The sequence below is a fragment of the Coleofasciculus sp. FACHB-542 genome (genome assembly GCF_014695825.1).
Taxonomy (GTDB): domain Bacteria; phylum Cyanobacteriota; class Cyanobacteriia; order Cyanobacteriales; family FACHB-T130; genus FACHB-T130.
On sequence record NZ_JACJPB010000041.1, the window covers coordinates 62521 to 76076 of the forward strand.

Here is a 13556-nt window from a genome sequence, read left to right on the forward strand (position 1 = left end):
TGGCAAATGGGGACTAATCGTGGCTCTCCCAATCGTTATCCCGTTTATCCTGGCTCTGCTCTATCAAGTAGCAAGACCATTTATTCTTAAATACCTTTTTTGAAAATTTGCGCTAAATCCTAACATTAATCTTGTGTTAACTGGAAAAGTTGGGTGAAAATGAATAAGCGATCGCTTCTTTTTATGCCGAGTCACCTGTCATCAGATGGAGTGCCAGTTTAAGTCAATAGCAGGGTATGAGAAGCATGGGTTGAGGTTGTTGTCGAAGTGTCCCAGGTCGGCGCGAGGTTTAAGATTCCGGCATTGCAGGAGGATGGGTGTTGCGATAGCGAAGCATTGCTGCGTTAGCGGAGCGGCTCTGAAAAAGCTAGCGCAGATTGGTGCCTGTTGCTGTTTGGGGGGATGAGTACCTATCAGAAAGCTATTTGAGCAAAGTGTTTTTCTTGATTAACGTTCGTGTTCAGGGGCAGCTAGTAACCTTTGCATCCACTCTAAGACCCACATACTATACGCTGCAAGACGGTTGTTATGCGGCGTTTCTTCTTAAGTACTAATTGTTACTATCATCTTCGTCATTGCTTTGAGAATTGCTACCAGAATCAGGCTCATCTGTTTCACTCTCTGCTTTCATATTGTCTTCATCGTTATCTATTTTTTCTTGGCTAGTAGATAATTCGATTTCAGGCATTCGTCTTTTTAGAAGTTCGAGATCGATAGCTGACTGCATTGATTGCATTGTCTTTTTTAGAAGTTCGGGGTCGATAGCTGATTGCATTGCCTTCTTCAGAAGTTCAGAGTCGATAGCTGGTTGCATTGCCTTCTTTATAAATTCGGAGTCGATAGCTGGTTGCATCGCCTTCTTTAGAAGTTCGGGGTCGATACCTGACATCGCCTTCTTTCGAAGTTCGGAGCCGAGACCTGACATCGCCTTCTTTAGAAGTTCGGAGTCGATAGCTGGTTGCATTGCCTTCTTTATAAATTCGGGGTCGATACCTGACATCGCCTTCTTTAGAAGTTCGGGGTCAAGCTGAGGTTTTAATCCATCAATAATAATTTTGATGCTCGGTTGAATCTCTTCAAGTTCTACATCCGATAGCGTAGTTTTTGCTAAACTGAGTACACGTTTTACCTCATCTCTACATTCTTCTATTTTCCCCAATTCATAGCGACGCATCAAGCGATGATGCATTACTTTATTACGAATAGGTATTATTGATTTCTCAATATTTTCCTTAAGTTTAATCCAGGCTTCTTTATCATCAAAGTAATCTGAAAAAACACTATCCCAGAAAGATACAATTTTTCTACGGTTATTAACTTCTCGTTGTACATCTTCAATAGAATTACATACAGAAAGTAATTCAGACAAATCTGTAACAGTAACAGCTTGACTGTCAGACCAAGCTTGAAAGTTGGTCGTAACGATTACTATTAGATCATCAAAAAAAGTAAACTCAATTGGATGGTGAAATTTAACTTGATTTTTTCCTGCTTTTGCTTCAATGTCTCTGACTCTCTTTTGAATGTTCTCAGAAATGAAGGAGTTCCACCAATCGAATCCTAATACATCAATCATGGCTTGACTGATGAAGCTTCTAAGTCGTAATTCAATTTCTGCTAAAACAGGATATGCTTTTGCTCTTAATAAATTTCCTAGTTCATCCTTGGCTCGAAAAGACCATTCCCGCTCAAATTTTAGTTGGTCATGGCAAGTATCGATGATTTCTTCAGTTGAGACAATACGTAAAATTAAATAATTTGCCTTTTCTTGAATATCAAAATTGATATTTTCAAGAAACTTATCTAACGACTGTTTAACATGGTTTTCTAACTGCTCTTTAGAAAATCGCGTTATCTCTATCCAGTATTCAATCGTATAAGTTTTATCACTAGGCATAGGTTTGACTCATGCTATTTTAACTAGTCACATGGAGGCTAAAATAGCCACCTGACTATATATTAGGTGGATTTTGTGGCAGCTTCAACGCAAAATAAGGCATTGAGTGCCTTGCTATTTCTGTATCAAGACGTTCTCAAGGAGATTCTCTCGCAAGCGTTGATGGATGCGTGCGATCGCGGCGTGTGCGCCAAGCGCGATCGCACCTTTAGCAAGCTTCGACACATTCACATAGAGTAGTTGGTTCGGGAATGGGTAAACCCTCTTCTCGCAAACCATCCAAGTGAAAGGTGATCGCTTCTTTTATCTGCTGTTCCATCTCTTCAAGAGTTGCACCTGTCGCCACACATCCTGGTAAATCTGGAACATAAGCTGAATAGTTCCTCTCTAGCTTTTCAATCACAATCGCATAGCGCATTACTCTTCTTCTCCTGTTTCCTTGTCTTCCTTAAGTTGAGCTTGCGTCATTATGCTGTTTAACGTGCCAGGTGCTAGATCGTCAGACGGTTTCCCTGCAATTGTGACTAACCCAGACTTGGTAGATGCTTGAACTGATGATGACTGCTTCTAGTTCTTGCCAGATACCAACCATCTTCTTCTATTAGCTTAATCACTGCCTGAACTTTCATGCTAAGCCTCTAGCACCATTGCACCCTGTCATACTGCCAAAATGCGATCGCGCCAATACCCTTGACGAAAGCAACAATCTGTGGTTTGAAAATGGGGCGAAGGCGATCGCATCTTCCCAGTTAGACTCCACGAGAAAAGAGCGATCGCGTTGAATCTGCTGCCATCCTATACCATAGGCTCAAGTCGCTCAGCCTGTACCTAGAGATCCGTCTATAGTGATCTGCAAGAAAGATTTATGACTAAGTGTTTACAAAGTTTAATAAGATAATCACATACAGAAATAAGTATTTTTTCCTACTGCCATGATTGAGGATCAATTTCCTTGGCTTAGCGCGATTGTCCTGTTCCCACTCGTTGCTGCACTGCTGATCCCTTTTCTGCCGGATAAAGACGGCACGCGAGTGCGCTGGTATGCACTCGGCGTGGGGATCGCAGACTTTATATTGATGTGCTACGTCTTTTGGAAGCATTACGATCCAAGCAGCGCGACTTTTCAGCTTGTAGAGAAATATTCCTGGGTGCCTCATTTAGGCTTGAACTGGGCAGTTTCCATCGATGGAGTTTCAGCCCCGCTGGTGCTTCTGGCAGGATTAGTGACAACACTCTCCATGTTTGCGGCGTGGCAAGTCAATCTCAAACCCCACCTCTTCTATTTCCTGATGCTGGTGCTGTATTCCGCACAGGTAGGGGTATTCGTCGCTCAAGACGTGCTGCTGCTGTTCATTATGTGGGAAGTTGAACTAATTCCCGTCTACCTACTCGTCTCGATTTGGGGTGGGCAGAAGCGTCAGTACGCCGCGATGAAGTTCTTACTATATACCGCCGCCGCTTCCATCTTTATTCTGGTTGCTGGTTTGGCAATGGCATTTTACGGCGATAATCTGACCTTCGATATGGTCGAACTCGGCTTAAAAGATTACCCGCTTGCTTTAGAACTGCTGCTTTATGCAGGATTGCTTGTTGCCTTTGGTGTCAAATTAGCTGTTTTCCCCCTGCACACCTGGCTACCAGATGCACATGGCGAGGCATCTTCTCCCGTATCAATGGTACTCGCAGGCGTACTGCTGAAGATGGGTGGATACGGTTTGATTCGCCTCAACTTAGGACTTCTTCCTGATGCACACGTATACTTTGCACCTGTCTTAGCGATTCTGGGCGTTGTCAATATTATCTACGGTGCCTTTAACTCCTTTGCCCAGACGAATATGAAGCGTCGCCTCGCCTATTCGTCGGTTTCTCACATGGGATTTGTCCTATTGGGGATTGCGTCCTTCACCGACTTGGGAATCAACGGCGCAATGCTGCAAATGATTTCTCACGGTTTGATTGCATCATTACTATTCTTTTTAGCCGGGGTGACTTACGATCGCACTCACACTATGTCGATGAAAGAAATGGGCGGGATTGCTCAGGCAATGCCCACTGTGTTTGCCCTGTTTACAATGGGTGTGATGGCATCAGTGGCTCTACCGGGAATGAGCGGCTTTGCTAGCGAACTGTCGGTTTTCGTCGGTGTGACAACGAGCGATATCTACAGCTCAACTTTCCGCACCGTGACCGTCTTCCTAGCTGCCGTGGGTGTTATCCTGACGCCGATTTATCTGCTATCGATGCTGCGACAGGTGTTTTACAATTCTGGTGAAGTACCGACCTGCGACATTGCACCGACCTGCGACATTATGGATGCAGATTTGCAGAATCAGGGAAATCAGGAGCCGGTTTGCTTTGGTACAAACTGTAGCTTACCTATCGATGCAGCATTTATCGATGCCAGACCTCGTGAAGTGTTTATTGCTGCTTGCTTTCTGGTGCTGATTATCGGTCTTGGCGTATACCCGAATATGGGTATGCAAATGTACGATGTCAAAACTGTTGCAGTGAATGCTCAGGTTCGCCAATCTTATACCCAAATTGCAGCCATGAATCCCCAGATTTATGCGGGAGGATTTTTAGTTCCGAAGGTTGCAGAGTCGGAAGTAAAGCCTGTTTTGGGAATCGTGGAGCGCTATCCAAGGTAAGCGCCGCATGAATAATCCTTTGGTAGCCGATTGTAGGGGCGTTTTGCCTAACCGAGAGGGTTATCAGCTACCAAGGTGTTTTTTTTGGGTGCGCTTGTCGGCTCAAATGCGATCGCCTTTACCTCTGTAGTTCGTTAAAAGTGACACTAATTTGTTATTAGTGTCAAATAATGTGGCAATCGACAATAAGTTGGCAAAGCCACCTATAGCGGCACCAAAAAAAATAATGGACACAACTGGATTCGAACCAGTGACCCCCACGATGTCAACGTGGTGCTCTAACCAACTGAGCTATGCGTCCGTCCGACGATTTATAAATATAGCATAGCTTTTTATAAAAGTGCAAATAATTCTCGCTAACCAATGGAACTTAGAACTCGGCAACTAAGATGCAGAAACTCCATCGCTGTTGTCATCCGGGTCTGATAAAATAGCGAGGTTGTTCAGACAGAAATCGTCATTGAGCCAATCCATTGACATTCCTAAGCTTGATGCCTTAGCGCAAGAACTGGCGACTATCCAGCAAACAGGTTCCAAACGGATTGCCCTGCTGGGGTCGCGTCACGTTCCGATCACCCATCAAAATCTCATTGAGATGATGAGCTATGCCTTGGTTTTAACCGGGAATCGACTCATCACCTCTGGTGCTACCGGAACCAATTTTGCCGCCATCCGAGGGGCGATGCGAGCCGATTCTAGCCTGCTGACTGTAATTTTGCCCCAAAGCTTAGAGCGTCAGCCACGGGAATCGCGGGAGCAGTTGGAACAGGTAATGCATTTGGTAGAAAATCCCGAAAACGACAATTTATCGCTGGCTGAAGCCAGCGCTCTATGCAATCAAGAGATAGTTTCTCGGTGTCAGCAGCTAATCTGTTTTGCGTTTCACGACAGCCACACCCTGCTCAAAACTTGTCAGGATGCGGAAGAACAACGCAAAGTGGTGACTCTGTTCTACTTTGATTAAAAAGACGCGATGCATTAAGAGCGCTACCGCTGGCGTCTCTACAATAAAGCTATGATCCCAGTACCTGCTATTCTGCTCGACTGCATTGCCGCAGCCGCTGTTCTGATTTATATCCCCTTTTTGGTGGTGGGTTACGCCCGTGTGACTGTGGGGTATAACACGGCGGCTCCGCGAGCCATGTTTGATAAGCTGCCTCCCTACGGACAACGAGCCACTTGGGCGCACCAAAACTCGTTTGAAGCATTTATGATATTTGCGGCGGCAGCCCTGATGGCTTATGTGACAGGTGTAGATTCGCCCTTGGCAGCGATCGCAGCGATCGCCTTCGTTGTTGCCCGGTCATTATACTCCGTTTTTTATATTCTCAATGTCCCAATCGCGCGATCGCTAATGTTCGGCATCGGTACCCTGAGCAGTAGCACCTTATTTGTCCTCAGCCTACTTTCTGCCAATAGCAATTAGCGATTTTTCTAATATCAATTTAGCCAACCACTAACGATTCTTTATGGCTTCTACATACTCTTTTGATATTGTCAGCGATTTTGACCGGCAAGAATTGGTCAATGCCGTAGACCAAACTGAGCGGGAAATAAAAAGCCGCTTCGACCTCAAAGACACTAAAACTACCCTTGAATTAGGCGACGACGTTATTACAATTAGCACCGATAGCGAATTTACCTTGGATGCTGTTCATACCATCCTGCAAATTAAATCCGCCAAGCGCAACCTTAGCTTGAAAATCTTTGATTATGGCAAACCTGAATCAGCGGGTGGTAGTCGCATTCGGCAGGAAATCAAATTGCGTAAAGGACTCAGCCAGGAAATCGCTAAACAAATCACCAAACTAATTCGGGACGAAATTAAAAAAGTGCAACCCTCAATTCAAGGTGATGCCGTGCGAGTTTCTGCTAAATCCAAAGACGACTTGCAACTGGTAATTCAACGCTTGAAGCAGGAAGATTATCCGGTTGCTTTGCAATTTAATAACTATCGCTAAACGGTTTTTAAACGCAAAGAACGCGGAGGTTTTGCAAAGATACGCAAAATTTTGGTTATTTTGTGCGTTTTTTGAGTGGTTAAAACTTAAGGTGAACAGTGCCTTTGAGTTAACATCATTCTAAAAATAAAAGCCCAATTGCTTTGTGAAAATATCCCAGCAAGACAATACAAATGAAGTTATTCCTTGCTGCTCTTGGTGCAGTCATCATTGGTTACGTGCTGGGATACTCTGTCAAAATTATCCGTCAAAGTAATGAAGCCTTAGTAGAGCGCTTGGGTCGATACCATCGAACGCTGAAACCAGGTATCCACTTTATCTTGCCTTGGCTCGATACGATTGTCTATCAGAATACGACCCGCGAACAGGTTTTGAAAATTGAGCGCCAGCCAGCGATCGCAAAAGATAATGTGTCCCTGGAAGTCGATGCAATTGTGTATTGGCGCATCCTAAATTTAGAACGCACTTATTACACTGTTGAAAATATTGAGATAGCGTTAAAAAACTTGGTTATCTCTATCCTGCGCTCTGAAATTGGTCGAATTAAGCTAGAGCAAGCGGTTCATTCTAGAAGCGAAATCGCTCAAACTTTATTGCAGCAATTAAAGGAGGCGGTTGCGAATTGGGGGATCAAGATTACCCGTGTCCAATAGGATATTGCTTTTTTAGAAAAATACTGGAGCCTCTGAAATTGGGAAAGCTGCTGAAATTAAGACTAGAACCTGCTAATGTCTGAGCCAGAGGAGAAATAGATAAACAACCAAAAATCGACCGCCAGCGAGAGCATCAAGCCAATGAGCGGACATTTCTGGCTTGGTTGCGTACCTCGATTGCATTGATTGGATTTGGGTTTGCTTTAGCTCGCTTTGGTTTATTTCTACAGCAACTGCAAACCGCCGTCACAGGTCAGGATAGCACTTCTCACTCGTTCATCAGTTCCCAGAGCCTTGGCATCAGTCTGGTGGTTGCTGGCATTGTCCTAATTGCCTTTGCTGCATGGCGCTACAACCAGGTTTTTTGGCAAATTGAGCGTAGCGATTATCAGGCAAATCGTCTGTTTGTCTGGATAACGGCTGGAGTGGTGATGATTTTAGGTGTCCTCAGTATCCCTGTCCTCCTCTGGCGACAGCTACCCGTTCCTCATACTCCCTCTTCTAGCAAAAGTGGTAAAGTTTATCGCCAGCTTCAGCAGCCTGCTACCTCTTTTGCACAAACTGTAAAGCATCAAAATTCTTAGAAAAAGTGCCTTTCTTTTTATTTGCATCAAAAAAGTGAATCAAAATTATTTGAAAATCGTAAAGTTTGTTTTTGAAAGTCTAAAAAACTTTACTTTGAATTAAGGAGTTTGAAAATCAGGGTTGGCGAAATCCTGCAATTTTATTTATGTGTTTTATAATTTTAAGGGTATCAAGCTGATAACTTAATTAAGTTTTCAGCATTCAATAGATGTGATGGGATATTTAACTACGAGTTTGGATTATTTTTAAATCGGTGATTCAAATCACATCTAGGCATACAAGAACCAGATGAGATGCGGGTTTTAAACTCTTGATTTAACGTGATTTGGTGCAGAAAAGCTTAGTTTGCATCGCTGCGAATTCTATTTGAACCGGCTCTGGTGCAAAATGTAGATTGAAGCAACAAATATTTAACAATACAGCTAAATTTCTTGGGACGGAAACGAACTTTGGCAAGGTTTATTTTTCAGTAAATGAGAACAATATTAAAAGATGTTTCGGTGAAAATACTGAGGCTTTTTGAGCGGGAATAGACTCAGATAGAATCGAGTTAACAATAAATACTTGTGAGGGTTGCGATGTCGAGAGTATTAGTCGTCGATGATGTGCCGACTGAACTAGAGATGATTTGCCGAATTTTACAAGAAGCGGGGATGGAAGTGGTGAGAGCGAGTGATGGAGAGGAAGCGATCGCTCGCATCCAGGAGAAGCCACCCGACCTCGTGATATTGGATGTGGTCATGCCACGAATGAACGGATTTGAAGTGGTGCGGGAGTTACGAGAGAACGAGGAAACTAAACACTTACCTGTCGTGTTTTGTACGCAAAAAAATACAGAGATTGATAAAGCTTGGGGAATCGAGCTGGGAGCCGATGCTTATGTAAGTAAGCCACTTGAGGCGAAACAGTTTATTAACCTGGTGCGACGCCTTCTCTAAGAATTAAAAATTAAAAATTAAAAATTAATCAATAATTATAATTTTTAATTTTACATTTTTAATTGTTTATGCCTCGCCAATTCGTTCTCTTTGGTCAAGACAAGAGCCTGTTTGCAGTCGAACTAACGGCAGTCAGAGAAGTGCTGGTTTTGGGCGATCAAACCATTACGGCTGTTCCGAATACGCTTCCTTTTTTATTGGGTTTAACCAATCTGCGAGGGGAAATTCTGGCAGTAGCAGATTTTGGTCGGTTCATGGGTGCCGACCCTGTGGAAAGTCACGAAGCTCGGAGTCGGATTTTAGTCGTAGAAGCGCCCGACCCGCGCGATATCAATCTCCCATCGATGCGGATGGGATTAGCAGTTTCTCATGTCGAGGGTGTGCTATCTCTCGATCCCGATCAAATTGTCTCGGCAGCAGAGGTGAGTGAGGAACTGGCTCCTTTTTTGCGAGGCTTATATGACTGTCAGGGACGCTTACTCATGATTGTGGATGTAGAAGCGATCGCGCATTCGGATCGCTGGTAAATCATAGATTGCCGGAGCCATAAGATGGAAAGTTCATATCAGCCGATAGAGGTGCCTCAGTCTTCCGACCTCATCGGGACACTTCAATCCTTTTCTAAAAAAGCCACTATAGCAGTCATTGCAATCGGTTGTGCGGTACTACTAGGTTGGATGTTTAACATTCCCATCCTGAAAAGCATCTTGCCAGGTCTGGTGACGATGAAAGCAAACGCAGCGGTGTGTTTTATCCTCAGCGGTACATCGTTGTGGTTGTGGCACCGTTATCCCGCTGACGAGTCGAAGCGCCGCTTGGGACAATGGTTTGCCGGGATCGTTATGGTCGTCGGTTTGCTCACGCTGATGCAGTATGTTCTGGGGTGGGATTTCGGCATTGACCAACTTCTGTTCAAGGCGTCGTCAGACACCTTTGGCACTTCCTCCCCTGGTCGGATGGCTCCCAATACTGCCCTTAATTTTTTGATGTTGGGGGTGGCTCTACTGCTGTTTCTCGGCCCCTATATTAATTATCAAGCCGCTCAAATTCTTAGCTTAGCGGCATTCTCAGTCGCCTTGCTGGGGGTACTGGGCTACCTTTATGGTGTGAAATCCCTTTATGGGATTAGCTCTTACACCCAAATGGCCTTGCACGCAGCAGTGGGATTTGCGCTTCTTAGCACCGGCATTCTGTTTGCTCGTCCAGATCGAGGGGTGATGGCAGTTGTCACCAGTCAGAATGCAGGGGGTATGATGGCGAGGCGGATGTCACCGGCTGTACTTGGAATTCCGCCACTTTTAGGTTGGATAATCTTAGCCGGGTACCGGGCGAAGTCTTTGGAAACCGAGATCGCCATCTCGGTTTTAGGTAGCTTGAATATTATTGTTTTTGCCGTTCTGATTTGGTGGAATTCTCGAAACCTGAATGGCATTGATATCAAACGCCAGCGGGCAGAAGCAGAACTTCGCAATCTGAATCAAGAACTCGAACAACGCATCGATGAGCGCACGGCAGAATTAACGGAAGCGAATCAAGAACGCGATCGCTTCTTTACTCTCTCTCTTGACCTGCTGTGTATTATCGGATTTGACGGCACCTTTAAGCGCCTCAATCCTTCATGGACAAGAATCCTGGGCTTCGCGGTCGAGGAACTTTTGGCTCAACCGTTTATTGAGTTTATCCATCCAGATGACCGAGACAAGAGCTTAGCCGAAGCCGAAAAACTGACTGTTGGTTCGCAGGTACTGTATTTTGAAAATCGCTACAGGTGTAAAGATGGCTCCTACCGATGGTTAGCGTGGACTGCGAATGCGGCGACTGAAAATCAAGTGATGTACTGCATTGCCCGTGACATCACCTCCAGCAAGCAGGCAGAAGCCGCACTCAGGGAAAGTCAAGAACGCCTAGAGGCAATCATCGACAATTACACCGCTGTCATCTATCTCAAAGATTTGGAAGGTCGTTACATTCTGGTCAATCGCCAGTACGAACGCCTCTTCCACACGACCAAAGAGCAGGTTATTGGCAAGACTGACTACGATTTCTTCTCGAAAGAAATGGCCGATGCTTATGGTGCCAACGATCGCAAGGTAATTGAAACCGGAATTTCTTTAGAACTGGAAGAGGTTGTGCCGCAAGACGACGGACTCCACACCTATCTTTCAGTGAAATTTCCCTTAAAAAATTCTACAGGAGCGGCTTACGCCCTCTGTGGTATTTCCACAGACATCAGCGATCGCAAACAGGCAGAAGAAGCATTGCAGCAACAGGTGCAAATGCTGGATTTAGCCAATGACACCATTTTGCTTCGGCATCTCGACGATCGCATCGCTTATTGGAATCAAGGCGCAGAAAGACTATACGGCTGGACAAAGGAAGAAACCGTAGGGCAATACATCCACGCATTTTTAAAAACCATCTTTCCCCAACCCGTCGAGGAAATTAAAGCCGCGTGCCTGCGGGATGGACGTTGGGAAGGTGAACTCATCCACACCAAGCGCGATGGGACACAGATCGTTGTCGCGAGTCGCTGGACATTGCAACGGGAGGAATCCGGTCAGCCTAAAGCGATCCTAGAAATCAACAATGACATTACTGAGCGCAAAGCTACTGAGGAAACCATCCGTCAGAACGAGGAAAGGTATCGCTCATTGATCGTTGCCACCTCGCAGATAGTCTGGGCGACAGACGCCCAAGGACAAGTGGTTGATATGCCAGCTTGGAGAGCGTTTACAGGTCAAAGCGAGGAACAAGTGAAAGGCTGGGGATGGTTGGATGCCGTGCATCCAGAAGATCGCGATCCCACTGCTCGTATTTGGAATAAAGCCCTTGAAACGAAGAGCCTCTATCAGGTTGAGTATCGTATCCGAGCCGCAGATGGCAGCTATGGATACTTCTGGGTTCGCGGGATTCCCGTCTTAGCAGAAGATGGTAGTATCCGCGAGTGGGTTGGCGTCTGCACCGACATTAGCGATCGCAAACAAGCGGAAGCAGATTTACAGCGAACAGCAGCAGATTTGGCTCGTTCCTCGGCTGAACTTCGGCAGCAAACCAGTATCTTGCAATTGGTACTCAACAGTATGGGTGAGGCAGTCATCGTCGCCGATGAAACCGGAAAGTTTTTACTGTTCAACCCCGCTGCGGAGAAAATGTTCGGATTGGGTTCAGGAGATGCCCCCCCCGATCGATGGTCAACGCAGTATGGCTTGTTTTTGCCCGATACCGTGACCGTTTACCCAACCGCAGATTTACCGATGACAAAAGCGATCCGAGGCGAAGCCGTTGACGACGTAGAGATGTTTACTCGTCATCCTGGTATACCAGAAGGTTTGTGGGCAAAAATTAACGGCAGACCGCTGAAGGACGACAACGGTGTCCTCAAAGGCGGGGCGATTGTTTGTCGCAACATCACCAGCGACAAGCAAGCCCAAGAACGTTTACAACAACTCGCCAAGGAGCAGGAACGCCTGCTGCAAGAACTGAAAAACCGGCAAAATGCCCTTGATGAATCGGCGATTGTCAGCGAAACCGACTTAAAAGGAACCATTACCTATGCTAACGAGCGGTTCTGCCAAATCTCTGGATACACCCAGGAAGAACTAATGGGGCAAAACCATCGCATCGTTAACTCTGGCTACCACCCGAAATCCTTTTTCCAAGACTTCTGGGCTACGGTTTATCGGGGCGGTGTATGGAAAGGAGAAATCAAAAATAAGCGCAAAGATGGTTCTTTGTATTGGGTTGACACTACAGTGTCCCCAATCTTTGACACTAATGGCAATATCATCAAATATATCGGGATTCGCTTCGACATTACCCAGCAAAAAGAAGCGGCTGATAGACTTATCAAATTAGCAGAAGAGCGAAAAATTGAGGCAGATTCTCTAACTCAACAAGTCGTCAAGCTTTTGGGTGAAATTAAGGGTGCAGCCAAGGGAGATTTAACGGTTAAAGCTCAAGTCACCAATGACATCTTAGGAGCATTAGCAGACTCTTTCAACTACCTTGTCACCTCTTTACGGAAAGTAGTCATTAATATCCAAGATGCAGCCGCTCAAGCTAATCAAGCCACAACTGCATCGATTGGTAACACTAACGAACTCGCACAGCAAGCTCGCACCCAAGCCTTGCAAATTGAGTCCACCTTAAAACAAATTGAGCGGATGCTCAACTCGATTAAAGATGTCTCAGATGCTGCAAAACGAGCCGAACAAGTGGCACAGCAAGCTGCTACCACAGCAGAAATGGGAGGACAAGCTGTAGACCGTACAGTTGATGGAATTAACGAACTTCGCCAAACGATTGCCGAAACTTCAAAAATGATGAAACGTCTAGGCGAAGGATCGCAACAAATTGGCAAAATTGTAACATCTATTTCTCAAATTGCTTCTCAAACAAACTTGCTGGCATTGAATGCCACAATTGAGGCAGCACGCGCCGGAGAACAAGGGCAAGGCTTCGCAGTCGTAGCAGAGGAAGTTCGCAAGCTCGCAGAACGTTCTGCCTCAGCAACCGAAGAAATATCGGAGATTGTGAAGACAATTCAAGATGAAATTAGTCGGGTGATGAGGGCAATGGAATCCGGTACTCAACAAGTTGTTGAAGGAACGCACATTGCCGCAGCTGCCAAGACGAATCTGATTGCGATTATTGAAGTCAGCCGCGAAATTAATGCTTTGGTACAAAACATTACTCGTGCTGCTCAAAAACAGACAATTTCGGCAGAAGAAATTGCAGGCAGTGTGAAGCAGGTGAACGCTATTTCTACCAACACTGCCCAAAAAGCGGAAGACGTAACGAATTCACTTGGTGGGTTAGCTGTTGTCGTGAATAAACTCCAAAGTTCAGTGACAAACTTCCGTTCGCAATAAGCA

13 protein-coding genes, 1 tRNA gene and 1 pseudogene are annotated in these 13556 nt (G+C 45.4%); 11 read left to right on the plus strand and 4 right to left on the minus strand.

The annotated features are described in order from the left end of the window. Positions 1 to 550: 550 nt before the first annotated feature. Positions 551 to 1897 carry a hypothetical protein gene (locus H6F52_RS14925; protein WP_190434416.1) on the minus strand — a complete coding sequence of 449 codons (1347 nt, stop codon included), beginning with the start codon at positions 1895 to 1897 and terminating at the stop codon, positions 551 to 553. A gap of 75 nt (positions 1898 to 1972) precedes the next feature. Between H6F52_RS14925 and H6F52_RS14930 the strand changes: the two genes are divergently transcribed. Continuing rightward, the gene (locus tag H6F52_RS14930) at positions 1973 to 2137 is read left to right on the plus strand and encodes a hypothetical protein (protein WP_190434417.1); all 165 of its coding nucleotides are present in this window, start codon (positions 1973 to 1975) and stop codon (positions 2135 to 2137) included. Here the strand turns inward: H6F52_RS14930 and H6F52_RS14935 are convergent. Continuing rightward, positions 2106 to 2315: a type II toxin-antitoxin system HicB family antitoxin gene (locus H6F52_RS14935; protein WP_190434419.1), complete on the minus strand. Its 210-nt coding sequence runs from the start codon at positions 2313 to 2315 to the stop codon at positions 2106 to 2108. The two genes, H6F52_RS14930 and H6F52_RS14935, sit on opposite strands and share 32 nt — an antisense overlap. Next, positions 2315 to 2526, minus strand: a pseudogene (locus tag H6F52_RS26455) (type II toxin-antitoxin system HicA family toxin). The gene H6F52_RS14935 and the pseudogene H6F52_RS26455 overlap by 1 nt, the downstream one beginning before the upstream one ends. Positions 2527 to 2544: 18 nt before the next feature. Between H6F52_RS26455 and H6F52_RS26140 the strand changes: the two are divergent. Beyond that, positions 2545 to 2679 carry a hypothetical protein gene (locus tag H6F52_RS26140; RefSeq protein ID WP_277879673.1) on the plus strand — a complete coding sequence of 45 codons (135 nt, stop codon included), beginning with the start codon at positions 2545 to 2547 and terminating at the stop codon, positions 2677 to 2679. A gap of 150 nt (positions 2680 to 2829) precedes the next feature. Further along, entirely contained in the window at positions 2830 to 4545 is a 1716-nt protein-coding gene (locus tag H6F52_RS14945) for an NAD(P)H-quinone oxidoreductase subunit 4 (protein WP_190434421.1), read from the plus strand. Between the two features lie 227 nt (positions 4546 to 4772). On the opposite strand, the gene H6F52_RS14950 is transcribed toward H6F52_RS14945, so the two are convergent. Then, positions 4773 to 4846 (minus strand) — tRNA-Val (locus H6F52_RS14950). Between the two features lie 159 nt (positions 4847 to 5005). Here H6F52_RS14950 and H6F52_RS14955 point away from each other — a divergent pair. From H6F52_RS14955 to H6F52_RS14990, 8 genes are all read left to right on the plus strand, one after another. Continuing rightward, a complete protein-coding gene (locus tag H6F52_RS14955; protein ID WP_190415828.1) occupies positions 5006 to 5509 on the plus strand; it encodes a DNA recombination-mediator protein A in 504 nt (167 codons plus the stop codon). Positions 5510 to 5560: 51 nt separating this feature from the next. After that, entirely contained in the window at positions 5561 to 5971 is a 411-nt protein-coding gene (locus H6F52_RS14960) for an MAPEG family protein (protein ID WP_190535820.1), read from the plus strand. 43 nt (positions 5972 to 6014) lie between these two features. Beyond that, positions 6015 to 6506 carry a YajQ family cyclic di-GMP-binding protein gene (locus tag H6F52_RS14965; protein ID WP_190415832.1) on the plus strand — a complete coding sequence of 164 codons (492 nt, stop codon included), beginning with the start codon at positions 6015 to 6017 and terminating at the stop codon, positions 6504 to 6506. A gap of 173 nt (positions 6507 to 6679) precedes the next feature. Then, a complete protein-coding gene (locus H6F52_RS14970) occupies positions 6680 to 7159 on the plus strand; it encodes a paraslipin (RefSeq protein WP_190535822.1) in 480 nt (159 codons plus the stop codon). Positions 7160 to 7254: 95 nt separating this feature from the next. Further along, positions 7255 to 7743: a DUF202 domain-containing protein gene (locus H6F52_RS14975; protein ID WP_190536020.1), complete on the plus strand. Its 489-nt coding sequence runs from the start codon at positions 7255 to 7257 to the stop codon at positions 7741 to 7743. Positions 7744 to 8322: 579 nt separating this feature from the next. Continuing rightward, the gene (locus H6F52_RS14980; protein WP_190415835.1) at positions 8323 to 8682 is read left to right on the plus strand and encodes a response regulator; all 360 of its coding nucleotides are present in this window, start codon (positions 8323 to 8325) and stop codon (positions 8680 to 8682) included. A gap of 68 nt (positions 8683 to 8750) precedes the next feature. Then, positions 8751 to 9209, plus strand: a complete 459-nt coding sequence (locus H6F52_RS14985; RefSeq protein ID WP_190415837.1) for a chemotaxis protein CheW — start codon at positions 8751 to 8753, stop codon at positions 9207 to 9209. 24 nt (positions 9210 to 9233) lie between these two features. Beyond that, positions 9234 to 13553: a PAS domain S-box protein gene (locus tag H6F52_RS14990; RefSeq protein ID WP_190535824.1), complete on the plus strand. Its 4320-nt coding sequence runs from the start codon at positions 9234 to 9236 to the stop codon at positions 13551 to 13553. The last annotated feature ends 3 nt before the right edge of the window (positions 13554 to 13556 follow it).